18 protein-coding genes and 1 riboswitch are annotated in these 26,250 nt (G+C 72.2%); of the genes, 10 read left to right on the top strand and 8 right to left on the bottom strand.

Features of this window, described 5'->3' with window-relative positions; genetic code table 11:
* Positions 1-149: 149 nt before the first annotated feature.
* The 3 genes from hrpA (at position 150) to BJ964_RS44135 (ending at position 5,340) form a co-directional block, all read left to right on the top strand.
* Positions 150-4,064, top strand: a complete 3,915-nt coding sequence (gene hrpA / locus BJ964_RS44145; RefSeq protein WP_188126220.1) for an ATP-dependent RNA helicase HrpA — start codon at positions 150-152, stop codon at positions 4,062-4,064.
* Between the two features lie 83 nt (positions 4,065-4,147).
* Positions 4,148-4,537, top strand: coding sequence for a DUF6401 family natural product biosynthesis protein (locus BJ964_RS44140; protein ID WP_188126219.1), 390 nt, complete (start codon positions 4,148-4,150; stop codon positions 4,535-4,537).
* A 74-nt stretch (positions 4,538-4,611) separates the two neighbouring features.
* Positions 4,612-5,340: a LamG-like jellyroll fold domain-containing protein gene (locus tag BJ964_RS44135; protein ID WP_188126218.1), complete on the top strand. Its 729-nt coding sequence runs from the start codon at positions 4,612-4,614 to the stop codon at positions 5,338-5,340.
* A gap of 102 nt (positions 5,341-5,442) precedes the next feature.
* Here BJ964_RS44135 and BJ964_RS44130 read toward each other — a convergent pair whose 3' ends face one another.
* The 4 genes from BJ964_RS44130 to BJ964_RS44115 form a co-directional block, all read right to left on the bottom strand.
* Positions 5,443-5,679: a hypothetical protein gene (locus BJ964_RS44130; RefSeq protein ID WP_188126217.1), complete on the bottom strand. Its 237-nt coding sequence runs from the start codon at positions 5,677-5,679 to the stop codon at positions 5,443-5,445.
* Between the two features lie 485 nt (positions 5,680-6,164).
* Positions 6,165-7,190 (bottom strand): cobalamin B12-binding domain-containing protein, encoded by a 1,026-nt coding sequence (locus tag BJ964_RS44125; protein ID WP_188126216.1) that lies wholly within the window; start codon positions 7,188-7,190, stop codon positions 6,165-6,167.
* Complete coding sequence (locus BJ964_RS44120; RefSeq protein WP_188126215.1) at positions 7,187-8,800, bottom strand: SpoIIE family protein phosphatase; 1,614 nt, start codon at positions 8,798-8,800, stop codon at positions 7,187-7,189. The genes BJ964_RS44125 and BJ964_RS44120 overlap by 4 nt, the downstream gene beginning before the upstream one ends.
* A gap of 9 nt (positions 8,801-8,809) precedes the next feature.
* Positions 8,810-9,595: an exodeoxyribonuclease III gene (locus tag BJ964_RS44115; protein ID WP_188126214.1), complete on the bottom strand. Its 786-nt coding sequence runs from the start codon at positions 9,593-9,595 to the stop codon at positions 8,810-8,812.
* 200 nt (positions 9,596-9,795) lie between these two features.
* On the opposite strand from BJ964_RS44115, the gene BJ964_RS44110 reads away from it, so the two are divergent.
* Entirely contained in the window at positions 9,796-10,425 is a 630-nt protein-coding gene (locus BJ964_RS44110) for a hypothetical protein (RefSeq protein WP_188126213.1), read from the top strand.
* A gap of 5 nt (positions 10,426-10,430) precedes the next feature.
* On the opposite strand, the gene BJ964_RS44105 is transcribed toward BJ964_RS44110, so the two are convergent.
* Positions 10,431-12,761 (bottom strand): putative bifunctional diguanylate cyclase/phosphodiesterase, encoded by a 2,331-nt coding sequence (locus tag BJ964_RS44105; protein ID WP_188126212.1) that lies wholly within the window; start codon positions 12,759-12,761, stop codon positions 10,431-10,433.
* Positions 12,762-12,790: 29 nt separating this feature from the next.
* Complete coding sequence (locus BJ964_RS44100; RefSeq protein ID WP_188126211.1) at positions 12,791-13,549, bottom strand: universal stress protein; 759 nt, start codon at positions 13,547-13,549, stop codon at positions 12,791-12,793.
* 173 nt (positions 13,550-13,722) lie between these two features.
* Here BJ964_RS44100 and BJ964_RS44095 point away from each other — a divergent pair, with 173 nt between their 5' ends.
* The 6 genes from BJ964_RS44095 (at position 13,723) to BJ964_RS44070 (ending at position 22,453) form a co-directional block, all read left to right on the top strand.
* Entirely contained in the window at positions 13,723-15,006 is a 1,284-nt protein-coding gene (locus tag BJ964_RS44095) for a citrate synthase (protein WP_188126210.1), read from the top strand.
* A 354-nt stretch (positions 15,007-15,360) separates the two neighbouring features.
* Positions 15,361-16,998 (top strand): gluconokinase, encoded by a 1,638-nt coding sequence (locus tag BJ964_RS44090; protein WP_188126209.1) that lies wholly within the window; start codon positions 15,361-15,363, stop codon positions 16,996-16,998.
* 252 nt (positions 16,999-17,250) lie between these two features.
* A riboswitch (cobalamin riboswitch) is annotated at positions 17,251-17,377 on the top strand.
* A 55-nt stretch (positions 17,378-17,432) separates the two neighbouring features.
* The gene (locus tag BJ964_RS44085; protein ID WP_188126208.1) at positions 17,433-19,817 is read left to right on the top strand and encodes a VWA domain-containing protein; all 2,385 of its coding nucleotides are present in this window, start codon (positions 17,433-17,435) and stop codon (positions 19,815-19,817) included.
* Positions 19,818-20,094: 277 nt separating this feature from the next.
* A complete protein-coding gene (cobO, locus tag BJ964_RS44080) occupies positions 20,095-20,694 on the top strand; it encodes a cob(I)yrinic acid a,c-diamide adenosyltransferase (protein WP_188126207.1) in 600 nt (199 codons plus the stop codon).
* The gene (locus BJ964_RS44075) at positions 20,688-22,037 is read left to right on the top strand and encodes a cobyrinate a,c-diamide synthase (RefSeq protein ID WP_188126206.1); all 1,350 of its coding nucleotides are present in this window, start codon (positions 20,688-20,690) and stop codon (positions 22,035-22,037) included. Before cobO ends, BJ964_RS44075 begins: the two co-directional genes overlap by 7 nt.
* Positions 22,034-22,453 carry a cobalamin biosynthesis protein gene (locus BJ964_RS44070; protein ID WP_188127592.1) on the top strand — a complete coding sequence of 140 codons (420 nt, stop codon included), beginning with the start codon at positions 22,034-22,036 and terminating at the stop codon, positions 22,451-22,453. Before BJ964_RS44075 ends, BJ964_RS44070 begins: the two co-directional genes overlap by 4 nt.
* Here the strand turns inward: BJ964_RS44070 and BJ964_RS44065 are convergent.
* Both BJ964_RS44065 and BJ964_RS44060 read right to left on the bottom strand, forming a co-directional pair.
* Entirely contained in the window at positions 22,400-23,878 is a 1,479-nt protein-coding gene (locus BJ964_RS44065) for a glutamate--cysteine ligase family protein (RefSeq protein WP_188126205.1), read from the bottom strand. The two genes, BJ964_RS44070 and BJ964_RS44065, sit on opposite strands and share 54 nt — an antisense overlap.
* Positions 23,879-24,056: 178 nt before the next feature.
* A complete protein-coding gene (locus BJ964_RS44060; RefSeq protein WP_188126204.1) occupies positions 24,057-24,578 on the bottom strand; it encodes a hypothetical protein in 522 nt (173 codons plus the stop codon).
* Positions 24,579-26,250: the final 1,672 nt, after the last annotated feature.

Here is a 26,250-nt window from a genome sequence, read left to right as displayed (position 1 = left end):
CCGGACGGCCTCCGGGAAACGGCCCCGCCCCTCCGGCCCGAAAGGGTGACCGCCGCCGTCGGGTCCGCCGAACCGCTCGTGGCGAGCCCGGGCAGGGCGGCGTTAATCACCAGGCGTTTCCGGCCGGTTGCGCCTATCCTTGCTCCGCCATGTCGATAACGCCTGTCTCCTCGCTGCGTAGCCGGATCTCCGAGTTGCTGCCCCGTGACCAGCGGCGGCTCCAGCGCCGCCTCGACGGGACCCGGCGCGTCCGTGACGACGCCGCCCGTGCCACCGCCCTCGCCGAGATCGAGGCCGAGGTGGAGCGGGCCCGGCTGCGCCTGGAGAGCCGGATCGCGTCGGCGCCCCGGATCACCTACCCGGAGGGGCTGCCGGTCAGCGCCCGCAAGGACGACATCGCCGAGGCCATCCGGGACCACCAGGTCGTGGTCGTGGCCGGCGAGACCGGCTCCGGCAAGACCACCCAGATCCCGAAGATCTGCCTGGAGCTGGGCCGGGGCATCCACGGCCAGATCGGCCACACCCAGCCGCGCCGGATCGCCGCCCGTACCGTGGCCGAGCGGATCGCCGAGGAGCTGGACCGGCCGCTCGGCTCCACGGTCGGCTACAAGGTGCGGTTCACCGACCAGGTGAGCGACGACACCATGGTCAAGGTGATGACCGACGGCATCCTGCTGGCCGAGATCCAGACCGACCGGATGCTGTACCGGTACGACACGCTGATCATCGACGAGGCCCACGAGCGCAGCCTCAACATCGACTTCATCCTCGGCTACCTCAGGGAGCTGCTGCCGAAGCGGCCCGACCTCAAGCTGATCATCACCTCGGCGACGATCGAGACCGAGCGGTTCGCGGCCCACTTCGCCGCCGCGGACGGCAAACCCGCCCCGGTCATCGAGGTGTCCGGCCGGACCTACCCGGTCGAGGTGCGCTACCGGCCGCTGGTCACCACCACGGTGATCGAGGACGACGAGATCCGCGAGGAGCCGATCGACCAGATCGACGGCATCGCGGCCGCCGTCGACGAGCTCCCCACCGACGGCGACATCCTGGTCTTCCTCTCCGGCGAGCGGGAGATCCGGGACACCGCCGACGCCCTGACCAAGAAGGATCTGCGCGGCACCGAGGTCATCCCGCTCTACGGCCGGCTCTCCTCGGCCGAACAGCACCGGGTCTTCGAACGGCACAGCCAGCGCCGGGTGGTGCTCGCCACCAACGTCGCCGAGACCTCGCTCACGGTGCCCGGCATCAAGTACGTGATCGACCCCGGCACCGCCCGGATCAGCCGCTACTCCCACCGGCTCAAGGTCCAGCGGCTGCCCATCGAGCCGGTCTCGCAGGCCAGCGCCAACCAGCGCAAGGGCCGCTGCGGGCGGACCTCCGACGGCATCTGCATCCGGCTCTACTCCGAGGAGGACTTCGAGCAGCGCCCGGAGTTCACCGAGCCGGAGATCCTGCGGACCAACCTGGCCAGCGTCATCCTCCAGATGACCAACCTGGGGCTCGGCGACCTCCAGCGGTTCCCGTTCATCGACCCGCCGGACCGGCGCAACATCACCGACGGCATCAAGCTGCTCGAGGAGCTCGGCGCCCTCGACGACCGCAAGCTCACCCCCCTCGGCCGGCAGCTCGCCCAGCTCCCGGTCGACCCCCGGCTGGCCCGCATGGTCATCGAGGCGGACCGGCAGGAGTGCCTGGCCGAGGTCATGGTCATCGCGGCCGCCCTGTCGATCCAGGACCCGCGCGAGCGGCCCGCCGACAAACAGCAGCAGGCCGACGAGAAGCATGCCCGGTTCACCGACAAGGAATCGGACTTCTTCAGCTATCTCAACCTGTGGCGCTATCTGCGGGAGAAGCAGCAGGAACTGTCCGGGAACCAGTTCCGCCGGCTCTGCCGCAGCGAATTCCTGAACTACCTGCGGGTCCGGGAGTGGCAGGACATCTACGCCCAACTGAAGCAGGTCACCCGTACGCTGAATCTGTCTTTGAAAGAGGACTGGGAAGCCGGAGTCGCGCCACAACCGGTGCACACCGCTCTGCTCGCGGGTCTGCTCAGCCACATCGGCATGAAGGACCAGGAGAAACGCGAATTCATCGGCGCCCGCGGCGCGAAGTTCGCGATCTTCCCCGGTTCCGCGCTGTTCAAGCGGCAGCCCCGCTGGGTGATGTCCGCCGAATTGGTGGAGACCAGCCGGCTGTGGGGCCGGGTGAACGCGCGGATCGAGCCGGAATGGGCCGAGAAACTCGCTCCGCACCTGGTCAAGCACAGTTACAGCGAGCCGCACTGGGACCGCAAGATGGGCGCGGTGATGGCTTTCGAGAAGGTGACCCTCTACGGGCTGCCGATCGTGCCGCGCCGCCGCGTCGGATACGGCCGGGTCGATCCGGTCGTCTCCCGGGAGCTTTTCATCCGGCACGCGCTGGTCGAGGGTGACTGGGAGACCCACCACAAATTCTTCTCCGAGAACCAGCGGTTGCTGGAGAAGATCACCGAGATCGAGAACCGCGCCCGCCGCCGGGACATCGCGGTCGACGACGAGACGGTGTACGCGCTCTACGACGCCCGGATCCCCGCCGACGTCGTCTCCGCCCGCCATTTCGACGGCTGGTGGAAGAAGGCGCGGGTGGAGACGCCGGATCTGCTCACCTTCACCCGCGACGATCTGGTCAACACGGGCCGCGACACGATCGACCCCAACCAGTTCCCGGACGCCTGGCTGTCCGGTGGCGTGAAACTGCCGCTGTCCTATTCCTTCGAGCCGAATTCACCGGCCGACGGCGTCACCGTCCGGGTGCCGCTCGACCTGATCAACAAGGTCGACGCGGACGACTTCGGCTGGTCGGTGCCGGGCTTCCGCAGGGAGGTGGTGATCGCGCTGATCCGGGCCCTGCCCAAGCAGCTGCGCACCGCCTTCGTCCCGGTGCCGGACTGGGCCGAGGCCGTCCTCGACCGGGTGCCGGTCCGGCGCGGCCCGCTGCCCGACGCCATCGGCACCGAGCTGCGGCGGCTCACCGGCACCGTGGTGCCGCGCGACGCGTGGCGGCCCGACCAGGTGCCCGAGCACCTGCGGATGAACTTCCGGATCGTCAACGAGAGCGGCGAGACGGTCGCCGAGGGCCGCGACCTGGAGGTGCTGCGCCGCCAGCTGGCGCCCAAGGTGCAGGCCACCATCTCCCGGGCGGCCGGCAACCTGGAACGGCGCGGGATCACCGCCAACGACTTCGGCGCGCTGCCCCGGCGGGTCGCCCAGGTCCGCGGCGGCTACGAGGTCAACGTCTGGCCGGCGCTGGTCGACGAGGGCGACAGCGTGGCGGTCCGGGTGTTCGAGGACGAGGCGTCGCAGCGGGTCGCCATGGTCGCCGGCACCCGGCGCCTGCTGCTGCTCACGCTGCCGCCGGCCGCGCGGTTCCTCCAGGGGCGGCTGGACAACCGGGCCAAGCTGGAACTGAGCCGGGCCAACCCGTACCGGTCGATCGCCGACCTGCTCGACGACTGCGCCGGTGCGGCCGTGGACCGGCTCGTCGCCGATGCCGGGGGACCGGTCTGGTCGTCGGTGGAGTTCGCGTCGCTGCGCGACACCGTCCGGCAGGACCTGGTCGACGCGGTCGCCAACCTGGTCACCCAGGTGCGGGCGGTGCTCGCCACGTCGTACGACGTGGACCAGCGCCTCAAGCAGCTGCGCGACCCGCAGCTGCTGCCCGCCCTCGCCGACATCCGGCAGCAGCTCAAGGGCCTGGTCCATCCCGGGTTCGTCACCCAGACCGGGTGGCGCCAGCTGCACCAGATGCCCCGCTACCTGCGTGGCATCGTGCACCGGCTGGACCGGCTCGGCGGCGGCCTGGCCCGCGACCGGCAGCTCACCACCCAGATCCACGAGATCGAGTCGGAGTACCGCGAGCTGCGGGCCTCGACGTCCCCCGGTGGGCCGGCCGAGGAGGGGCTTCGGGAGATCCGCTGGATGATCGAGGAGCTGCGGATCAACTACTTCGCGCAGGCCCTCGGGACGGCGTACCCGGTCTCCGACAAGCGCATCTACAAGGCCATGGACGCGCTGCCCGGTTAGCCCGGTTGGCTCGCGGTGGCGCTTGGGGTGCTAACCGGTCACCCCTGTGTCATTGCAGCTCATGGCCCTCTAACGTCTTCGGCATGACGAACGAGAACCTCGCCTTCGCCGCCGCTCCGATCGCCGCCGCCGTCGCCGCCGACCTCCCCGCCCGGGTCTACCTCGACGAGATGATGGCCCGCGCCGGAGTCGACGGGCTGGCGGCCGCGTTCGCCGAACCCGCCCTGCTGGCCCGGCTCGACCAGCACGCCGCGGCGGTCCGTGACGCGCTGCGTGCCGCCGGCCGGGCCACCGACGCGGCGGGCCTGGCGGCGTACGCCCGGTCGATCGCGGCCGGCGCCGTCCGGATGGGCCGTCCGCTGCCGGAGCCGGGCTTCGCCCCGCTCACCGCCGCCGAGTGGCTGGCCACCGGCTTTCCGCTGCTGCGTGTGGTGGCGATCTGCATGATCGCCGAGGCGGAGGGCCTCCTCTGAGGGACGACCCCCATCCGATCTACTTTTTCCAGGACGTTGGGCATCAAATCGGATTTTAGGCCATCTTTCATCTCATGAAGATGTTCGCGGCTCTTTCTGCCGTTCTCCTCGCGCCGCTGTTCGGCGCTCCGGCCTTCGCCACCGACGAACCCGCGGGCTCCGCGGTCGTCGCCCGCTACAACTTCGACGGCGGCGCCAACGCCGGCAAGATCAGCGACCTGTCCGGCCGCGGCGGTCAGCTCACCATCCGTGGCGCCAACAACGGCCAGGTCGCCATCATGACCCAGGGCACCAGCCGCTTCGCGTCCTTCCCGGGCGCCTGCGCCGCCACCGCGGCCGCCACCTGCGCCAAGGCGCTGCTCGAGGCGCCCGACGACGCCGACCTCGACCCGGGCACCCGCAACTTCCGGTGGGCGGCCACCGTACGGCTGACGACGGCCCAGATCAGCGGCAACGCCAACGTCATGCAGAAGGGCGTGGCCACCACCGAGAGCCAGTGGAAGATGCAGATCGGCAAGACCGGCCGCGCCCAGTGCGTGATGGTCGCCCGCGGTTCCCGCCAGTCGTTCGTGGCGCGCTCCGCCCACCCGATCTCCGACGGCAACTGGCACCGCGTCGTCTGCGAGCGCGTCGGCACCACCCTGGGCGTCTCGGTCGACGGCGAGGCCGGCCCGAAGACCACCATCCCGTCCACGCTCTCCGTCGAGAACGCCATGCCCCTGCGCATCGGCGGCCCGAACCTCGCCGGGAACGGCGACATGTACCACGGTCAGATCGACGACGTGTACGCGCAGCTCGGCTGACCCACTCCCACCAGAGAACGACGACGGGCCCGGCGCCGGATTCCTCCGGCACCGGGCCCCCACTCGATCCGGGCCGCTCAGCCGCGGCCTGATCCGTTCGGCTCAGCTGCGGCGGAACGCGTAGGAACGCCCACCCGAGGCTTGGCCCGCGCGGCCCGCGCGAGCCCGCCCGGACCGCTCCCGGGAGGCCTGACGGGAATCCCCCGCCCCGTGATGCGCGGCCTGATCGGACGGATGGTCGGCGGTCCCACCCGGCACGGCCGGGCGCAGCGCCGCGGCGATGTCCCGCTCGGCGATCTCGTCGAGGTTCGGGTGCACGGAAAACGGTTCGGCAGGCAAAACGACCTCCTTGCGGCTCCACTGGGGAGCGGACGGGCCACGCTCACCTCCGTATCGGAGGGCATGGCCGGAACGAACGGCCCCGCGCCCGGAGCGCGGCGGCCCGATCAGCGGCGAAGAGCCCGGCGGGCACGGGGCCCTCGACCGGACATGCCGGAAACCCGGTGATGATGCCGCGAGGAATGCGCGACGCTCCCACCCCGGCCGTTTCCGGCGCACGGCGACGAACGCGGCCCGCACGCGTCACCGGCTCGGAGCGGCGGGCGCCAGGCGGCAGGTCGGGAAGGCATCACAGCATGTCGCTCACGCTAATCCGTCCCGGTCACCTTCGCCACCGAATTCACTCTGTACGGACGCCGCCGCCCCCCAACGGCAACGAGCAAGGGCTTCCGGGATCGCCGGAACCCGGCGTGCGGTCGGCGAACTCGAGCAGATGTCCACGACGATGCGGCGCCTCGTCGCGACGTTCCAGGTCTGACGTACCGTCAGGGAAGCCGGACCATCGCGGCGTCGAGCATCGCGACGGCGGCCGGGAAGTCGGTCAGCTGGTCGTGGATCAGCCGGAGGCCGGTGCGCAGCGCGGCGGGCGGCACGCCGCGGGAGGCCAGCACGCCGCTGGTCCAGACGATGAAGTCGGTGAAGATCTCCTGTTCGCCGACGTAGAGGGCGGCCGCCAGGAAGTCGACGATGTGGCCGATGTCCTCGACGGTCGACTCGGTCTGGGCGGCGTCGTATTCGTGGGCGGCCGGGTAGGCGGTGGTCAGGCGCTCCATCGCGGTGGCGATCAGCTCGGGGCGGCCGCGGACGAGGTGGGTGTACTCCTCGTCGCCGCCGAGGTGACCGTCGGTTCCCACCGCGGGGAAGCCGGTCACGGTGCGTGGCGGCCAGTCGGTGGTCAGGCGGGCGACGGCCTCCTCGCCGGAACCGGCCCAGGCGTGCGCGCCCAGGCGGGCGGCGTAGCGGCCGCCGGGGCCGCAGCCGCGGCCGCCGGCGATCACCGGGACACCGGCGGCGCGGCAGGCGGTGATCTCGGCGTGGGCGCGCGGCAGCCGGGTGGGGATCGTGCAGCTGAGCGCGACCGCGTCCGGCCCGGTCTGGTGCAGGTGGGTGATCAGGTGCCGGCCGGGGACGCTCGCGCCCAGGAAGTCGACCCGCCAGCCGTCGAGTCGTAGCAGCTCGGCGAGCATCCGGGCGGGCATCCCGTGCCATTCGCCGTCGACGCACGCCAGGGTGATCCGGCCTCGTGGCTCCCGCGTGGTGGTGTGGGCGGCGACCGTGGCGAGGGCGCGCTCGCTGACCGCGGTGGCGGCGTGCTCGCGGGCCACCGACCACTCGTTGGCGGCCCACAGCTCGCCGACCCGGAGCTGGGTGCCGCCGATCAGGTCGACGATGATCCGCTCGGCCGGCACACCCCTGTCGTGCAGCTCGCCGACCAGCTCGATGGCGCCGGCCTCGTCACTGTCTGCCACCAGTCCCAGATAGCGGTCCGTCACCAGGAAATCGACGGTCACGACCGGGCCCGGTGCCGGCGGTCGCCGCGCCGGGCGGCGATCAGGAAGGGCGACCGCTCGGGGACGCCGCCGCCGCGCAGGCTGAGCGGGGTGCGCGCCGGGGCGCGGACGGCCAGCATGGCGATGTCGTCGGACCGGCCGCCGTGCAGCCAGTCGGAGACGACCTGGCTGAGCCGTTCGACGACGGCGGTGGCGGGCATGCCGGCGCAGCCGGCGAGCGCCCGGTGCAGCCGGTCCTCGCCGAAGTGCCCGCGCCCGGCCGGACCGCCGCGGGCCTCGGTGAGGCCGTCGCTGTAGAGCAGGCACAGCTCGCCGGGGCCCAGCTCGACGGTGGCCGGCCGGATGTCGGCCAGCGGCATCACCCCGATCAGGGCCCCCTTGGCCGGGACCTCCTCGACCGCGCCGTCGGCACGCAGGACCAGTGGGCCGGGGTGGCCGCCGGTGGCCAGCTCGAGCCGGACCCGGCCGTGTTCCACCCGTCGGACCGAGCCGATCACCATGGTCACGAACCGGCTCCGCGGCCCGGATTGCAGCAGCACGTCGTTGAGCACCCGCAGCATCGCCTCCGGCTCGGCCCGCACCAGCCGCAGCGCGCCCAGGGTCTGGCGCACCTTGCCGGTGAGGACCGCCGCCTCCGGGCCGGTGCCGCAGACGTCGCCGAGGGCGATCACGGTGTCGGTGCTGTCCCCGGCGGGCCCGAAGACGTCGTAGAAGTCGCCGCCGATGTGCAGGTGGTGCGATCCGGCCAGCTCGAAGCCGTCGATCACCGGAAGGTCCGGTGGGAGCAGGTCGGCCTTGAGGATGTCGGCCGTCTCGGACTGCTCGTGGTAGAGCGTGGCGCCCGCGATCGCCATGCCGGCGCGGGCCGCGAAGACCCGGGCGAGCGCCTCGTCCTCCTCGCCGAACACGGCGGTCGCACCGTGCCGGGCCAGGATCAGCGCCCCGGCCGGCTCGGCGTTGCCGGGCAGTGGAGTGACCAGCATCGCGCCGACCGGGCCCAGCTCGGCCGGGAGCAGCCAGCCGGGCGCCTGCGCCGGGTCCAGCCAGCGGCTGGGGGTCGGCGGGAGGCCGGCGAGCGACTCGGTCAGGCCGGGTACGCCGTCGAGCAGCCGCTCGGGGAGTGTGCCCTCCTCGACGGCGCGCCCGGGCAGCAGCCTGGTCCAGGAGCTGCGGTGCCGGTGCGGCGGCAGGACCACCGTCGCGGTGTCGGCGAGGTGCTGGACGGCCAGCTCCACGACGGTACGCATGACGCGCCCCACATGCAGCGACGTGGACAGCCGCCACCCCACCTCGGCGAGGAACTCGTGGTGGGCGATGTGCCGCGCCTGCTCCGTCTCGTCCCGGATGAACCAGGCGTAGTGCGCGCCGTCGAGGTCACGCCGTGTCCCGGAGAGCGAGCGCCCCTCGAACTCGCACCGGAACGAGTCGGCGCCGGGCTCCGGGAACGGGCCGGTGACCGGCTCGCCGGGGAGGGCGCCGGGCAGCAGGCGCCGGGCCGCCGCGTTCGCCAGGAGCACCGTGTGCCCGGCGGTGTCACACAGCAGCATGCCCTCGCCGGCGGCCTCGAAGGCGGCCTGGAGCAGGGCCGATGCCGGTGCGACCACGGTCATGTCCCCAGCCTAGGGTCTGGATGGAGCATCGTTCAGGTCGACCACGATCGGGGCGTGGTCGGACGGTCCTTTGCCCTTGCGGGCCTCCCGGTCCACGTACGCGTCGGCGACCCGGGCCGTCACGTCCGCGGTGGCGTAGACCAGGTCGATGCGCATTCCCTTGTTCTGGTGGAACATGCCGGCGCGGTAGTCCCAGTACGTGAACGGGTGGTCGCCCTTGAGCGGCCGGGCCGGCACGTCGGTGAGGCCGAGGTCGCGCAGCGCGGCCAGGGCGGCCCGCTCGGGCGGCGTGACGTGGGTGGACGCGGCGAAGACGGCGATGTCCCAGACGTCGGTGTCGGTGGGCGCCACGTTGTAGTCGCCGGCCACCACCACCGGGCCGCCGGCCAGGTCGGGCACGAGGGCGTCGCGCAGCGCGGCGAGCCACCGCAGCTTGTAGTCGTAGTGCGGATCCTCCGGTGTGCGCCCGTTCGGCACGTACACCGACATGAACCGGATGCCGCCGCAGCGGGCGCTGATCGCCCGCGCCTCCGGGCCGGGATAGCCGGGTTCGCCGTCGAAGCCGCGGCGTACGTCGTCGAGGCCGACTCGGGAGAGCAGGGCGACACCGTTCCAGCGGCCCTGGCCGTAGGCGGCCACCTCGTACCCGAGTTTCTCGACTTCGGAGGGGAAGCCGTCGTCGGCGACCTTGGTCTCCTGAAGGCAGACGACGTCCGGGGCGGTGTTCTCCAGCCAGTCGATCAGGCGGGGCAGCCGGGCCTTGACCGAGTTGACGTTCCAGGTGGCGAAGCGCATACCCGCTTTCTACCTGGTCGCGGCCATCAGCGCGGCCGCCAGGCCGACGCTGAGGGAGACCAGCAGGACGGTCAGCCAGATCATCGGACCTCCGATCGGCAGTGACGTGGCTTACACCAGGATTCCGCCAGCGAATAATGCCCGAGTTGGCCGCACGGCACCAGGGTCCCTGGAAGGTTTGACACCGAGAGGGGGCGACAATGCGCGTGGAAGTGATGCCCGAGCTACCGGCCGACATGCGGGACGAGGCTTGGGACTTCTATTCGAACTGTTTCAGCGACCTGCGGATCCTCGCGGTCAACCGGCACCTCATGTACCGCCACGAGTTCGACGAGATGATGAGCGACAAACGGATCGCCAAGCACGTCGCGCTGGACGACGACGGCATCGCCGGGATGGGCACGATCACGAACGACCTGGAGTCGGTCCCGCTGATCTCGGCGGACTACTTCAAGTACCACTGGCCCGAGCTGTACGAGCAGCGCCGGCTCTTCTACTGCATCTTCGCCGGGTCCGCGCTGGGCCAGCGGGGCCGGGGTGTGTTCGTCTCCCTGCAACGGCAGATGTACGCGCCGATCGAGGAGGTGGACGGCAAGGTCTTCTTCGACATCTGCTCGTGGAACGAGGAACGCAACCAGCTGCCCCGGATGATCGCCCTGGTGCTGAGCCGGGCGGCCTCCTGCGGCCGGGCCCAGCCGACCCGGCTGGACGCGCAGTCGTTCTGGCTGTTCGAGTTCCCGAAGGACGACATGCCGTTCCGGCGTGAGGAACGGCGCGGTGTGCCGGCCCGGCTCGACGGCCAGCAGGAGCGGCGGGCCGCCCGGATCTGACGAACTCAGTCGGGCCGGCGGTGCCGGCCCGACTGGTTCTCCAGGATCTCCGGTACGGCCGGGCCGCCCATCACCACGTCCCGCCAGCGCTGGGCGAACTCGTCGGCCGGCACGGCGGCGCCCCACAGCCAGCCCTGGCCGTTGACGACGCCGACCGCGTACAGGGCCTCCCGCTGCAACGGCGTCTCCACCCCCTCGGCGATCACGCTGAGGCCGAGCGCGTGACTCATCGCCACCACGGCACGGACGATCTCGTCGTCCTCGTGGTTGACCCCGAGCCCGGTCACGAACGAGCGGTCGATCTTGACACCGGTGACCGGGAACTTGCGCAGGTAACCGAGCGCCGAGAAACCGGTGCCGAAGTCGTCCACCAGCAGCCGTACGCCGAGTTCGCGCAGTTCGAAGAGGACCCGCGAGGTGACGCTGGAGCCGTCCACCATCACCGACTCGGTCATCTCCAGGGCCACGCAGTGCGGCGGGACGCCGTACCGGACCATCTCGCCGGACACGATCAACGGCAGCTCCGGGTCGCTGAGCTGGCGCGGCGAGACGTTGATCGACAGGTAGAAGTCGTCGTGGACGGTGCCCTCCGAGCGCCACACGCCGAGTTGGCGCAGGGCCTCCTTGCGTACCCAGGTGCCGATCGCGTTGATCAGGCCGGCGTCCTCGGCGATCGAGATGAAGGTCATCGGCGGGATCGGGCCGCGTTCCGGATGCATCCAGCGGACCAGCGCCTCGGCGCCCACCGGGATCCCGGTCTCCAGCCGGACCAGCGGCTGGTAGGCCACGTGCAGCTGCTCCTTGGCGAGCGCCTGGCGCAGCGCCACCTCCAGCTCGATGCGCTCCCGGACCTGGGTGTGCATGCTGGTGTCGAAGATGATGGACCGGCCCGGGCCCTCGTCCTTGGCCCGGTACATGGCGGTGTCGGCGTCGCGCATCAGGGCCTCGGCGGTGACCGTGGCGTTGACCGGGTCGGCCGCGGCGTGCGAGATGCCGATCGACGCGCTGATCACCACGTCGTGGTCACGGACCGGGAACGGCTTGGCGAAGCAGCCGCGGATGTCGTCGACCAGGCGCAGCGCCCCGCCCTTCTCGCCGATGAACAGGAGCAGGAACTCGTCGCCGCCGACCCGGGCCACCGGGATCCCGTGCGGGACCCCGGTCCGCAGCCGCCGGCCCACGTCGATCACCAGTTGGTCGCCGGTGTCGTGGCCCCACGAGTCGTTGACCCACTTGAACCCGTCCAGGTCGAGCATGTAGACCCACACCCGGTCGTGCCCCTCCGGATCCACCACGGTGAGCAGGCGCTCGATCTCGGCCGACATGGACTGCCGGTTGGGCAGCCCGGTCAGCGGGTCGTGGATGGCCTGATGCTCCGAGCGCAGCTGAGCGGCCACCTGGGCGCGGACCGCGCCGATCGCCCGGACCAGCAGCAGCGCGACGATCATCGCGCCGGTCACCGCGATCAGCACCCGGCTGGCGGCCGACCGGGTGCCGGTGGTCAGCAGCAGCGCGAACGGGACGGCCAGGGCGGGCAGCAGCAGCGACAGCCGCGGCCAGGACCAGGCCTGGGCGGGCAGCTTGGCGGCCCGGCTCATCTCCACCACGGACGGGTGCGTCGCGGCCACCCCGAGCCCGGTGTACGCGATCATGTACGGCACGTTGAGCAGCGGCGACGCGTAGATGTGGCCCTGTACCCCGACGATCGCGTAGGCCAGGTCGCCCGCGAAGATCATCGACATCATGACGATCAGCCCGATCAGGCTGACCGGCCAGGTCTTCGCCGTGAAGGTGAGGTTCACCAGCAGCAGCAGGAGCAGCACGTCGAACATCGGGTACATGCCCTGGATGCCCGACAGCACCGGGTCCCGGCCGGGGATCTGGGCCGCCGGCAGGGCCAGCAGCAGCGTGGTGGCCACCCCGGCGGCCAGGCAGACGATCAGCCCGTCCAGTACCGCGTGCCGGTCGAGGCTGCCCCGCTTCTTCAACAGGACCATGACGAACGCGCCGAGCAGCAGATACCCGCTGAAGGAGGCGACGTCGGCGAGCAGCGGCCACGGCATCGGCATCTCGGTGACCGTCGGGCGGATCATCACGCCGATCATGAACAGCAGCGCGGCCGCGCCCATCAGCAGCCAGGCGCCCGGGGGCTCGGCGCCCCATCGCCGCGGCCCGGCGAAGCAGGCGATCACGACGACGACCGCGAGCAGCGTGAACGCGATCGTGCCGACAGCCGATGACGGGAACAAGCCGTAGAGCACGGTGGCGATGACGCCGCCCACGGCGATGACCTGCCACAACCGTCGGGCGATTCCGGGCGGGAGCACCGATTGCACCGGGCATTCCTCCCGTACAGGCCGAAGACCTATGTGTGGGCCAACGGTAGCAATTCGGGCACCGGGTTACCGGGGTTCCGGAAACCTGCCGGTCCGTGCACGAAGACCGCCGGGCATCCGCCGTGCCGCAGCACCGCGGCCGCGACCGTGCCCAGCCGGCCGCGGGTGCCCGGACCGCGCGGCCCCAGCACGATCAGGCCGGCGCCGCGGGAGGCGTGCACCAGGGCGCCGGCCGGGTCGCCGGAGAGCAGGCGGGGGCGGACGCCGTCGAGGACCGGGCGGCCGGCGGGCTCGCCGGCGTACACCACGTCCACCCGGCCACCCCGGCGCCGGGCCTGCTCGACGGCGAACCGCAGCACCGCGGCGGAGACCGGCGACCCGTCGACGGCGGCCAGGACCGGGCCGGACGGCGTACGGTGCCGGCGGGCCACGGCCACCGGGCACCACGCCCGCAGCACCACCTCGACCAGGCCGCCACCGAGGACCAGCAGTGCGGAAGCCCTGGTCAGGCGCAGCAGGACACGCTCGGGCGGCCCATCCACGAGATGGCCCCGCGCGTCGACCCCGGGTGTGGAACGCTGGGCGATGGAGACCGCCTCCTCGACGATGCGTGAGGCGGCCCGGCGCGCCAGGGCGTACTCGCCGGGGCCCGGCCACGTGAAGGCGTGGACGACGGTGAGCGCCCGTCCACGGGAGACCGCCTCCCGCGCGGCGAACCGCACTGCGGCCGGGTCGGTCGCCGTGCCGCCGATCCCCACGACGACGGGTCCCTCGGCCGGGATCTGCATGGTCCCTCCCGTAACAGCGTCGCAATATACCGACCATTGTCTATGGCGCAACGACCCATACGCACTGGTGACCAATGCCTCAACAGGCGGCCACCTGATGACCCATTCAGGTTGAGGGTTTACGGTGAACGGCAAAATCTTTGGGACATCTGCCGGTGAAGTGAGGGAAATACATGACGGATGTCAAGCTCGACCACCCTGGTGGTCAGTTGTCGATGGCGGTCACGAAGGCCGTCGACGGTCCGGGCGGCATCGACGTCAGTGCTCTGCTGAAGGAGACCGGTTACGTAACCCTCGATCAGGGTTTCGTGAACACCGCGTCGACCAAGTCGGCGATCACTTACATCGACGGTGACCAGGGCATTCTGCGTTACCGGGGTTACCCGATCGAGCAGCTCGCGGAGAAGAGCACCTTCCTTGAGGTCTCCTACCTGCTGATGAACGGCGAGCTGCCGACCGCGGCCCAGCTCCGGGACTTCGCGGACAAGATCCGCGTCCACACCCTCCTCCAGGAGGAGATGCGGACATTCTTCTCGAGCTTCCCGCGTAACGCGCACCCGATGTCGGTGCTGTCGTCCGCGGTCACGGCGCTGTCGACCTTCTACCAGGACGCGCTCGACCCGCTCGACGAGGAGCAGGTCGAAATCTCCACGATCCGGCTGATGGCGAAACTTCCGACCATCGCGGCGTACATCTACAAGAAGTCCATCGGGCACCCGCTGCCGTACCCGGACAACTCGCTCGACTACGTCGAGAACTTCCTGCGCCTGACCTTCGGCCTGCCGACCGTCCAGTACAACGTCGACCCCAAGGTCGCCAAGATCCTGGACATGCTGTTCATCCTGCACGCCGACCACGAGCAGAACTGTTCGACCTCGTCGGTGCGCCTGGTCGGCTCGGCGCAGGCCAACCTGTTCGCCAGCGTCTCCGCCGGCATCAACGCCCTCTCCGGCCCGCTGCACGGCGGCGCCAACGCGGCCGTCCTCGAGATGCTCGAGCAGATCCGCAAGGAGGGCGGAGACGTCACCTCGTTCGTCACCCGGGTGAAGAACAAGGAAAAGGGCGTCAAGCTCATGGGCTTCGGCCACCGGGTCTACAAGAACTACGACCCGCGCGCAGCCATCGTCAAGAAGGCCGCCCAGGAGATGCTCAACACCCTGGACAAGCCGGACCCGCTGCTGGAGATCGCCTTCAAGCTCGAGGAGATCGCCCTCTCCGACGAGTACTTCATCTCCCGCAAGCTGTACCCGAACGTCGACTTCTACACCGGCCTCATCTACAAGGCCATGGGCTTCCCCACCGACATGTTCACGGTGCTGTTCGCGATCGGGCGCCTCCCCGGCTGGATCGCCCAGTGGCGCGAGATGATGACCGACCCGGCCAACAAGATCGGTCGCCCGCGGCAGATCTACACCGGCTCGCCGGTCCGCGACTTCACGCCGATGGACCAGCGCTGACCTTTTCTCCACCCCGCGACGCCCCGCCCTTCCCGGCGGGGCGTTTCGCTTTTCAAGACCCATTTCCGGTACGGGGTGGATCGTTATCGATTAATTCCCCGTCCCGAAATTTCCGGCGATCTTCTGCAACGTGAGCCATTGCCGCCCGCGCCGGGCGTAGCTGCTGTGCCTGATTGCTCCGCTTCGCTCCGCGGCAAAACGCCTTGCCCCGACACCGGCGGTGTTTTGCGGGGGACGCTGAGTGCACGGCCGTTTAGCTCAGCGTGACCGTTTCGTGGTTGAACGTGTCAGCGGTATGAGGGGTGGGGAGGGTGGGCATGAGAGGGTCGGGACGGCACGTTCGGGAGGGGAAGCATGGACGTCGTGATCGGGATCGACACCGGGACCACCGCGACCAAGGGGGTCGCCGCCGGCCCGGCCGGTGAGCTGCGGGCGCTGACCAGCGTCCACTACCCGCTGTCGGTCCCCGGGCCGGGCCGGGCCGAACTCGACCCCCGGCAGCTCACCGGCGCCGCCGTGAAGGCGCTCACCGACGTGGCCGCCGAGTGCCGCGACCGCGGCGACCGGGTGATCGCGATCAGCCTCAGCTCCTTCCTGCACGCGCTGCTGCCGATGGACGCCGCGGGCCGCCCCCTCGGCCCCGTGGTGACGTGGGCGGACGGCCGCTCCGCCCGGCAGTGCGAGAAGATCGTCGCGGCCGGTCCGGCGAAGCGGCTCCAGGCCCGCACCGGCACCCCGGTCCACCCGATGTCGCCGCTCACGAAGCTGGCCTGGTGGGCCGAGGAGGACCCGGACACGCTGCGCGGCACCCCACGCTGGGGCGGCGTCAAGGAGCTGATCGTCGCGGCGCTGGCCGACGCCCCGTTCCTGGTGGACCTGTCGATCGCCTCCGGCACCGGCCTCTACGACATCCACGCCCGCCGGTGGGACGACGAGGCCCTGTCCATCGCCGGCGTGCGCCCCGGGCAGCTCGCCGAGGTCGTCCCCACCACGTACGCCCTCCGGCTGCGTCCCGAGGTGGCGTCCGCCGCCGGCCTGCCGCCGGACGTACCCCTGATCATCGGCGCCGCCGACGGCCCGCTCGCCAACCTGGGCGTCGGCGCCACCCCGCCCGGTGTCGCAGCGGTCTCCCTCGGCACGAGCGGCGCCCTCCGTACCGTCGTGGACCGCCCCACCGCCGACGCCGCCGGCCGCCTGTTCTGCTACGCCCTCACCGAGGACCGCTGGGTGATCGGCGGAGCGGTCAACAACGCCGGCTCGGTCGTACGCTGGGCCGCCCAGAGCCTCGCGGCCCCCGCCCCCGGAGCCCCTGGTGACCGCGGCGCCGGCGCGTATGACGACCGCGTTCCCGGCACCTCCGGCGGTCCCGGCCGTGCGCCCGGCGTCGCGGGCGAGGGCGCCGACGACCTGGACGCCGCCCTGCTGGCCGAGGCCGCCGAGATCCGGGCCGGCAGCGAGGGCCTGCTCTGCCTGCCCTACCTCCTGGGCGAACGTGCCCCCTGGTGGCGCCCCGGCATGCGCGGCGCCTACCTGGGCCTGCGCCGCGAACACGCCCGCCCGCACCTGGTCCGCGCCGCCGTGGAGGGCGTCTGCCAGCAACTCGCCCTGGTCCGCGACTCGTTCGACGCCGAGGGCTGCCCGGTCACCGAGATCCGCGCCACCGGCGGCGCCGCGGCCTCCCGCCTGTGGGTGTCCGTCCTGGCCTCCGCCCTCGACCTCCCGGTGACGGTCGCCGACGTCCCCGAGGGCACCGCCCTGGGCGCCTGCCTCCTGGCCCGGCACGCCCTCGGCGAACTCCCCGACCTGGACCGCGCCGCCGACCTGGTCCCCACCGCGAACGCCACCCACCCCGACCCGGAGGACGCCGCCCTCTACCGCCGCCTGCGCCCCCTGGTGGAACGCTCCGCCCTGGCCGTCCTCGACGTGGTCGCCGAACTCGACCGCCTGGCCCCCGAGCCTCTCCCCGCCACCGAGAAGGCGGTGAGCCGCTGACCGACCCCGCCCGCGGCTGATTCGACCGCGGCCCGCCCCGTCACGGCACCGTCGCGGTGCCGCTTCGAGACCGCCTGATCGTGGGCGCACGGTGGACGCGGCGTGGGGTCGGGCCGTCGATGCCGGACGGATTGGCGCACACGCGGCGCCGGCCGTGCGGACCGCCTTCGGAGAAGGTGCGCTCGGCGGGTGACGGATCCCGCGTTGACGGGTGCCCGGCCGGTCGGGAAGAGTGACCGGCGAGCGGTTGCGGAGGAACCCGGTGCGATTCCGGGACGGTCCCGCCACTGTGACCGGGGAGCGACCCGCTGACCACACACGCCACGGCACCTGCGCCGGAAGGCGAGCGGGAAACGTCGATCCGGGAGTCAGGAGACTCCGGCCGCTCGCGTCGACCGACGAGCGGGCGTGGACACCCGCCGGAAGGGATCCTGGTGACTACTCCGTACCCGTTCTCGGCCGTGGTGGGTCTCGACGACCTGCGCCTGGCCCTGCTGCTCACCTCGGTGTCACCGGCCGTCGGCGGGGTCCTCGTCCGCGGCGAGAAGGGCACGGCCAAGAGCACCGTCGTCCGCGCCGTGGCCGGCCTGCTGCCACCGGTCACCGTGGTGCCCGGCTGCCGTTTCGCCTGCGATCCCGCCGCCCCGGACCCGGCTTGCCCGGACGGCCCGCACCCCACCCTCCCCGGCCCGGCACGTCCGGACGCCCCGGCGGACGCCACGACCGCGGCCACGGTCCGGCCCGCGTCGCTCGTCGAGTTGCCGGTCGGCGCCACCGAGGACCGGGTGGTCGGCACGCTCGACCTGCAGCGCGCGCTCACCGACGGGGTGAAGGCCTACGACCCGGGCCTGCTCGCCGCCGCCCACCGGGGTGTCCTCTACGTCGACGAGGTGAACCTCCTGCCGGACCACCTGGTGGACCTTCTGCTGGACGCGGCGGCGATGGGCCGGGCACACGTCGAGCGGGACGGGGTGTCGGTCAAGCACGCGGCGAGATTCCTGCTGGTCGGCACGATGAACCCGGAGGAGGGCGAGCCCCGGCCCCAGCTGGTCGACCGGTTCGGCCTGGTCGTCAACGTCGCCGCACCCCGCGACGCCCGTCAGCGCGCCGAGGTGGTGCGCCGCCGCCTCGCCTACGAGGCCGACCCGGACGGTTTCGCGGCGCGCTGGGCCGACGCCGAACGCGACTACGCGGCGCGCATCGCCACCGCCCGCGCCGCTCTTCCGGCGGTGACGCTGCCCGACGCCGAACTCGACCGGATCGCCCGGGTCTGCCTCGCCTACGGCGTGGACGGCATGCGCGCCGACATCGTGGTCGCCCGCTGCGCCGTAGCCCTGGCCGCCTGGCACGGCCGCGACCGGGTCACCGCCGACGACGTCCGGGACGCGGCCCGCCTCGCTCTCCCGCACCGCCGCCGTACCGACCCGCTGGACCCGCCCGGCACCGACGAACAGAAGCTCGACGACGCCCTGGCCGAAGCCGAACGCCAGGCCGAACAGGACCGAGCCGAACAGGAACGCGCCGAACAGGAACGCGCCGAACAGGAACGTGCCGAGCGCGATCAGGCCGACCGCGAACGGGCCGAGCGCGAAGCAGCCGACCGGGAACGAGCCGGCCAGGACGGTCAGAACGGCGGCGGCCCCGACGACGAGCCGGACCCCGACATCGACCCGGACCCGGACGGCGGCGGCCCCGGCGGCGGAGGCCCGCGAAACGACACCCCGCGAGACGGCGGCGGGCCGTCCGGAGCAGGATCACCCCACGGGGGTACGGAGGAGAGCACGCCCCCGTCCAGCAACGACGAGGCGCCGCAACCGGAGAAGGCGGGCGCGACAGCCGCCGCCGGCCAGGCGTTCCGCACCCGCACACTCCGGATCACCGCCCGTGGCGAGGGCGGTCACGCCGGCCGCCGCTCCCCGGCCTTCGCCCGCCGGGGCCGCGTAGTCGGCAGCCGCGTCCCGCAGGGCAAGCTCTCCGGCGCCCCTCACCTCTTCGCCACTCTCCGGGCAGCCCTCGACCGAGCCGCCCTCGACCGAACCGCCCTATCCCCGGATCGGTTTGTGGCGTCCCAGGATCGGGTGCCTCAGGGTCAGGTGGCTCAGGGTCAGGTGGCTCAGGGTCAGGTGGCTCAGGGGCGGGCGGCCTGGGAGCGGCGGGGTGGGATCCGGGTGTCGCCGCGGGATCTGCGGGAGTCGGTGCATGTGGGGCGCGAGGCGAACCTGGTGCTCTTCGTGGTGGACGCGTCCGGGTCGATGGCCGCGCGGAAGCGGATGACGCTGGTCAAGACGGCGGTGCTGTCGCTGTTGCGGGACGCCTACCAGCGGCGGGACCGGATCGGGATGATCACTTTCCGGGGACGGGACGCCGAGGTGGTGCTGCCGCCGACGTCCAGCCATGAGGTCGGCGTGATGCGGCTGGCCGCGCTGCGGACCGGTGGCCGTACCCCGCTCGCGGCGGGGCTCCGTGCCGCGGCCGCGACCATCGCCACCGAGCGCCGCCGCGACCCGCGACGGCGGCCGCTGCTGGTGGTGGTCACCGACGGCCGGGCCACGAGCGGACCCGATCCGGCCCTGCTCGCGCCCGCGCTGGCCGGTGTGGCGACCGTGGTCGTCGACTGCGAGTCCGGCCCGGTCCGGCTGGGCCTGGCCGGAAAGCTGGCGGCGGTTCTTCGAGCCGATCTCATGCCGCTGGAACACCTTCAAGCCACTACCGTTCTCCAGCCGGCGGCCCGCACCGCCGCTACCGCCTCGGCTCCGGCCGACCGCTCCTACCGCACCGCCTCAGCTCCGGCCGACCGTTCCTACCGCACCGCCGCGTAGGCGGTTCGGTGCGGGTCAGGCCGGCGTCCGTGTGCTGCCCTCATCCGCCCGTCGGCGCGGTCCCCGCCGGGCCGGGACGGTACCGAGGTAACGGCGGGGTGAGGGCGGGTTTCGCCGGGGGTGAGGTGACGGTGGGGTGAGGGGGAGTTTCGCAGGGGCGTGAGGGGCGCGCGCCGGGCGGGCCACCTTCGCCGCGGCCGGCGGGACGGTGTGGGATGGGCTGGACGGCTCACCGCGTACCGGGAATGGGGTTGATCTTGAGAAGGAGGAGGAGCGCGTGCCGCAAGGGAAAGTGACGAGCGTGCCCGACGACGGGCTGACGACGCGGCAGCGGCGGCGGCAGGCGGTGTTCGCGGTGCATACCGGGGCGGGCAAGGGGAAGTCGACGGCCGCGTTCGGGATGGCGCTGCGGGCCTGGAGCGCGGGCTGGCCGATCGGGGTGTTCCAGTTCGTCAAGTCGGAGAAGTGGAAGGTCGGCGAGGAGGCCGCGCTCAAAGCGCTCGGCGCGGCCGGGCCGACGCCGGTGACCTGGCACAAGATGGGTGAGGGCTGGTCCTGGATCCAGCGTGCGGGCAGCGAGCGGGACCATGCCGCCGAGGCCGCCGAAGGGTGGGCGCAGATCAAGCGGGACCTGGCCGCGGAGACGTTCCGGTTCTACGTGCTGGACGAGTTCACCTATCCGATGAAATGGGGCTGGGTGGACGTCGAGGACGTGGTCACGACGCTGCGGGAGCGGCCGGGCACCCAGCATGTGGTGATCACCGGGCGGGACGCGCACCCGGACCTGGTGGCGGCCGCCGACCTGGTCACCGAGATGACGAAGGTGAAGCACCCGATGGACGCCGGGCGCAAGGGGCAGCAGGGCATCGAATGGTAGACCGGCTGGTCATCGCGGCGCCGGCGTCGGGACACGGGAAGACGACCGTGGCCACCGGGCTGCTGGCGGCGTTCGCGCGGCGCGGGGTGCCGGTGGCGCCGTTCAAGGTGGGGCCGGACTACATCGACCCGGGCTATCACGCGCTCGCCGCCGGGCGGCCCGGCCGCAACCTCGATCCGGTGCTGGTCGGGGAGGACCTGGTCGGGCCGCTGTTCGCACACGGGGCGCAGGGCGCCGAACTGGCGATCGTCGAAGGGGTGATGGGGCTCTACGACGGGCGTACCGGGGCGGGGGACACCGGCTCGACCGCGCAGGTGGCCGCGCTCCTCGACGCGCCGGTGATCCTGGTCGTGGACGCCGCCGCCCAGGGGCGGTCGATCGCCGCCGTGGTGCACGGTTTCCGCAGCTTCGGGACGGTGCGGCTGGCCGGCGTGATCCTCAACCGGGTCGGTTCGGACCGGCACGAGCGGATCCTGCGGGACGCCTGCGAGGAGGTGGGCACACCGGTGCTGGGGGCGCTGCGGCGCGCCGACGCGGTGGCCGCGCCCTCCCGGCATCTCGGGTTGGTCCCGGCGGCGGAACGGCGTGCCGAAGCGCTGGCCTCGGTCGACGCGCTGGCCGCGCTGATCGCCACGTCCGTCGATCTCGAGGCGGTCGCGGCGGTGGCCCGCTCGGCGCCACCCCTGCCCTTCCGGGCATGGACACCGGTCAGCGAGACGCCGGTTCCGGGCCGTCCCCTGGTCGCCCTCGCCGGTGGTCCGGCTTTCTCCTTCTCGTACGCCGAGACGCGCGAATTACTGGCCGGCGCCGGAGCCGACGTGGTGACCGTGGACCCGCTGCACGACAAGGCCCTGCCCGAGGGGACGCGGGCGCTGGTGGTGGGCGGCGGGTTCCCCGAGGTGTACGCGTCGTCGCTGTCCGCCAACGAGCCGCTCCGGGAGTCGGTGCGGTCGTTCGCGTCGGCGGGCGGGACGATCGCCGCCGAGTGCGCCGGGCTGCTGTGGCTGTGCCGCACCCTGGACGGCGAGCCGATGTGCGGGGTCCTCGACGCCGAGGCGGTGATGACGCCGACGCTGACCCTCGGCTACCGGGACGCGGTCGCGCTCGGCGACAGCCCGCTCGCGGTGGCCGGGACCCGGGTGACCGGGCACGAGTTCCACCGGACCGTGGCGCATCCGCGGTCGGGGCTGCTGCTGTCCCCGGCCGGGCAGGCGGCGTGGGCGTGGCGGGGCGCCGATCCGGAGGGGTTCGCGACGCCGTCGGTGCACGCCTCCTACCTGCACCTGCACTGGGCGGGGCGGCGCGGGATCGCGGAGCGGCTGGTCCGCGCGGCGGCCGCGTGAGGCTGGTCGTCGGGTTCGGCGCACGCGCCGGGGTGACCGCCGGAGTCCTCTCCGATGTGGTTCGCGGTGTTCTGCTGGGCGAGGGTTTGGCGTTGCCGCAGGTCGTGGCCCTGGCCACGCTGGACCGGCGGGCCGCCGAGGACGGTCCGCGCGAATTCGCCGCCTCTGCCGGGTGGCGGCTGCTCGGCTTCCCGGCCGCCGAACTGGCCGCCCAGCGGGTGCCCACGCCCAGCGCCGTGGTCGGGGCGGCGGTCGGCACGCCGAGCGTCGCCGAGGCCGCCGCCCTGCTGGCGGCCGGCCCCGGCGCCCGCCTCGTCGTCGGCAAGCGGGTGCGCGACGGCATCACCGTCGCGGTGGCCCGCTCACTTGCCCGGGGGCCACTCGTGGACGGGGATGTTGTCGTGCATCAGCGGTAGGTAGCGGCGCAGCATCTCGTGCAGCGCCTTCTGCCGGTCCGCGCCCTGCGCCTCGATCTCGTGCAACGTCTCCACCTGCCAGGACGCGCCGTTGCGGTGCCGCAGGCAGCGCTGCTCGATGATGCCGAGCAACCGGTCCCGCTGGGCCGGCGAGACACCCCACAGGTCCAGGCCCTCGGCGGCCTGCGGCAGAAGCCGGCGCAACACCAGCTCGGTGACCGGGACCGTGCCGTGGCCGGGCCAGAACACGCTGGCGTCGATGCCGTGCCGGGCGCAGTTGTGGAAGTTCTCCTCGGCGGCGCGGAAGCTCATCTGCGTCCAGAGTGGGCGCTCCGCCTCGGCGATGCTGCGGACCAGGCCGTAGTAGAACGCGGCGTTGGCGATGGTGTCGGCGACGGTCGGCCCGGCCGGCAGCACCCGGTTCTCCACCCGCAGGTGCGGGCGGCCGTTGACCACCGCGTAGATCGGCCGGTTCCACCGGTAGACCGTTCCGTTGTGCAGGCGCAACTCGCTCAGCTCCGGGATCTCGCCCCGCTCCAGGATCTCGGCCGGATCGTGCACGTCGCAGATCGGCAGGAGCGCCGGGAAGTAGCGGACGTTCTCCTCGAACAGGTCGAAGACACTGGTGATCCAGCGTTCCCCGAACCAGACGCGTGGGCGTACCCCCTGTGCTCTTATCTCCTCCGACCGGGTGTCGGTGGCCTGCTCGAAGAGCGGGATGCGGGTCTCCCGCCACAACTCCCGGCCGAACAGCAGCGGCGAGTTCGCGCCGAGGGCCAGCTGCACCCCGGAGGTGATCTGCGAGGCGTTCCAGTACGCCGCGAACTGCGCCGGGCTCACCTGGAGATGGAACTGGGTGCTGGTGCACGCCGCCTCGGGCGCGATCGTGTCGGTGGTGACGGCCAGCCGGTCCACCCCGTCGATGCGGATGTCCAGATCCTCGCCGCGGGCCGCGAAGATCTGTTCGTTCAGCAGCTGGTACCGGGGATTGACGGTGAGCGCCTCGCCGGTGAGGTGCTCGCGCCGCAGCGTCGGCAGGATGCCGATCGTCACCATGTGCGCGCCGGCCGCCCGGGCCCGCCGCTCCGCCTGATTGAGACTGGCCCGAAGGCCACGCTCCAGCTCCGCGAAGTCGTCGCCGGCCAGCCGCCGCGGCGGCAGATTGATCTCGATGTTGAACTGCCCCAGCTCCGTCTGGAAGTCGGGGTCGGCGATCGCGCCCAGCACCTCGGCGTTGCGCATCGCCGGATCGGCGTTGCCGTCGATCAGGTTGAGCTCGATCTCCATGCCGGTCAGTGGCCGTTCGAACTCGAAGCGTGCCTCGCGCAACATCGTCGCGAACACGTCGAGACTGCGGCGGATCTTCTGCCGGTAGCGGGTCCGGTCCTCACGGGTGAAATCGGTCTGGTCGACTTTCTCGCCCACCGCGCACCACCTTTCGAGCCGTCAGAGACGCCAGGAGATCGCGCGGCGCCGTAGCCGCCATCCCCTGCGCCCATGATGACCGCTGTCGATGGTGTGGCGCCCGGTGCCGACCGTCCATTCTCGGCAGACTGGCAAACGATCTTCCATGGGCGCTGTCTCTACCCGGACCGGCCGGAAATCATCCCAGCAGGGCGGCCAGCAGCCCTCCGGCGATCGCCACCCCCACCGCCGCCTGGAGCAGCAGCGCCGGGCCCATGTGCGACCACTGGGTCGGGATACGCGGGGTCAGCGGCTGCATGGTGGTCAGGTTCACCACCTGCACGAGGCGGACCGGGAGGGTCGGGTCGGTCTGCGGCTGGGTGCGGACCTGGACCAGATCGCCACGGTGCAGGGCCGACTGGGGGAGCTGGCCGTGCATCTCGATCTCGTACGTCTGGCCAAGGTCGTCGCGCAGCCGCACCGGCGTCACCAGGAACTCCGGGCCCTTCCGGAGCTCCTTGAGAGTGCGCCGGGACGGCTTCATCCGCAGCAGGGCGCCGATCATCTGGGCGATGCCGGCGGCCACGAAGACGGCCAGTGCGACTGGGCGTCCCACCCGTACCTCACGGGTGTAGGAGGCCTGGAAGCCGAGGAACCGGCCGGTGATGATGGGACTGACGTGCCGGAGGATCCGCTCGCGGTGCAGTTCGGTGTCGTCCATGGGGGGTCACCTCCTGGATATACGTCAAATGCTACGGAGGGAATCCGCTTCACCACCGTGAGTGAATATGCAGTCTCTGCATACCGCCTGCTCCGCCCGGCCGCCGCCGGATCACCCCGATTCGCTCGCCCAGCCCCGCTGATCTGCGCAGATCTTCGGAAAATCACCCTCCCGGAGCACTCGAAGGGGTGAACTGGACCCGGGCCGTGTGAACCCGGCAAGACCGCCGTGCCGTCCCGGCACGTGGACAGCCGGGGATGGGGGGCGGAGACCGGTGAAGGCATACGTCAAACCGGAGAGCGTGCTGGCGACCGTCGCGCGTGAGGTGGTCGAAGCACACGGCGGCGGGTCCGGCGCCCGCGACGGCATGACCCACTGTCCCGCCTGCGGTGAACCGCTGCCCTGCCGTGCCGCGCAGTCCGCGGCCGAGGTCCTCGTCGCGGCCGGGCTCGCCGAAGAGTCCGGGCTGGTCGCCGCGAGCCGTCCGGCGTGGGAGCCGGGCTCGTCCGGGTTGATGCCGTCGGCGGTTCCCGGGCCGCCGCCGTGGGCCGTTGAGGAGCCCCTCTCCCCTGACGCTTCTTCTCCGTATGGTTCCGCGGCTCCTTCTCCGGACTTTTCCGGCGCGCCCGCGGACCCCTCCCTGGGGTACGACCGGCCTGACCTCTCCGGCCTGCCGGGGGTCGGCGCGGCCGGCGCGGCCGCCGCCGGTTTCGGGCCGTTGGCTGGTGGGCCGGGGAGCGATGCCGCCGGTTTCGGGCCGCTGGGTGGTGGGCCGGGGAGCGATGCCGCCGGTTTCGGGCCGCTGGGTGGTGGGCCGGGAACAGAGGCCGCTGGTGCGGCCGGTCCTGCCGGTCCGATAGCCGGATCCGCTCCGGCTGTCGGCGGGGTGCCCTCGCGGGGTGCGGTACCGATGCCTCCGCCGCCGGCGTACGACCCGCTCGCCCCGGGTCCGGCCGCGGAGAGCACCGGGCCCGCCGGGGGATGGCCGGCTTCCGGCCCCGGAAGTTGGCCACCACCGCCGGCCACCACGGCGGAGAGGGAGCCGCGGCCCTGGCCGCCGACCGAACCGTCCGTGCCGTCGTGGGCCACGGAGGAGACCGGGGAGTGGGCGGCTTCGGGCCGGCCGGAAGGAAGCCGGCCGCCCTGGCTGCCCGGCGAGCCGGGCGATTCCGGGATATCGATCCCTGGCGTTCCGGGCTCACGCTTCACGGGTTCGCCCGTCCCGGGTTCGCCCGCCCCGGGTTCCTCGGTCCTGGGTTCGCCGGTCCTGGGTTCGCCGGTCTTGGGTTCGCCGGTCCTGGGTTCGCCTGTTCCGGGTTCGCCTGTTCCGGGATCGGCGGTTCCCGCATCGTCGGATCGCGGTTTCCCAGGCTCTGGTTCGGCGGTCCCGGGCTCGCCCGTTCTCGGTGCGGGCCGAGCGGAGGGCAGGGAGAGCAGCGATTCCGCTGGGATGGGCGGCGGCTTCCCCGGCGGTACATCGGCTGGTGCCGGTGGCGGTGGGATTCCGGACGCGGACGCTGGAGCCGCCAGCGCCTTCCCGGCGGGCGGCAGGGCAGTCCCAGGAGCGACCGATGCCATCCCGGGAGGCGGTCCGGCAGGAGCCGTCCCGTCCGGGATATCCGGCATCGTGGTGGGTGGATTGATGCAGGCTGGGCCGGTACTGGGCGGCTCG

The sequence above is a fragment of the Actinoplanes lobatus genome (assembly GCF_014205215.1).
Classification (GTDB): domain Bacteria; phylum Actinomycetota; class Actinomycetes; order Mycobacteriales; family Micromonosporaceae; genus Actinoplanes; species Actinoplanes lobatus.
This window is presented reverse-complemented; position numbering and strand designations above follow the sequence as displayed.

What these genes read in the sequence shown, in the direction of transcription:
- BJ964_RS44115 (WP_188126214.1), bottom strand. Translation starts at nt 9,595, where the DNA reads ATGCGCTTCGCCACCTGGAACGTCAACTCGGTCAAGGCCCGGCTGCCC.
- BJ964_RS44100 (WP_188126211.1), bottom strand. Translation starts at nt 13,549, where the DNA reads ATGCAGATCCCGGCCGAGGGACCCGTCGTCGTGGGGATCGGCGGCACG.
- BJ964_RS44095 (WP_188126210.1), top strand. Translation starts at nt 13,723, where the DNA reads ATGACGGATGTCAAGCTCGACCACCCTGGTGGTCAGTTGTCGATGGCG.
- BJ964_RS44140 (WP_188126219.1), top strand. Translation starts at nt 4,148, where the DNA reads ATGACGAACGAGAACCTCGCCTTCGCCGCCGCTCCGATCGCCGCCGCC.
- BJ964_RS44120 (WP_188126215.1), bottom strand. Translation starts at nt 8,800, where the DNA reads ATGACCGTGGTCGCACCGGCATCGGCCCTGCTCCAGGCCGCCTTCGAG.
- BJ964_RS44075 (WP_188126206.1), top strand. Translation starts at nt 20,688, where the DNA reads ATGGTAGACCGGCTGGTCATCGCGGCGCCGGCGTCGGGACACGGGAAG.
- hrpA (WP_188126220.1), top strand. Translation starts at nt 150, where the DNA reads ATGTCGATAACGCCTGTCTCCTCGCTGCGTAGCCGGATCTCCGAGTTG.
- BJ964_RS44060 (WP_188126204.1), bottom strand. Translation starts at nt 24,578, where the DNA reads ATGGACGACACCGAACTGCACCGCGAGCGGATCCTCCGGCACGTCAGT.
- BJ964_RS44135 (WP_188126218.1), top strand. Translation starts at nt 4,612, where the DNA reads ATGAAGATGTTCGCGGCTCTTTCTGCCGTTCTCCTCGCGCCGCTGTTC.
- BJ964_RS44110 (WP_188126213.1), top strand. Translation starts at nt 9,796, where the DNA reads ATGCGCGTGGAAGTGATGCCCGAGCTACCGGCCGACATGCGGGACGAG.
- BJ964_RS44090 (WP_188126209.1), top strand. Translation starts at nt 15,361, where the DNA reads ATGGACGTCGTGATCGGGATCGACACCGGGACCACCGCGACCAAGGGG.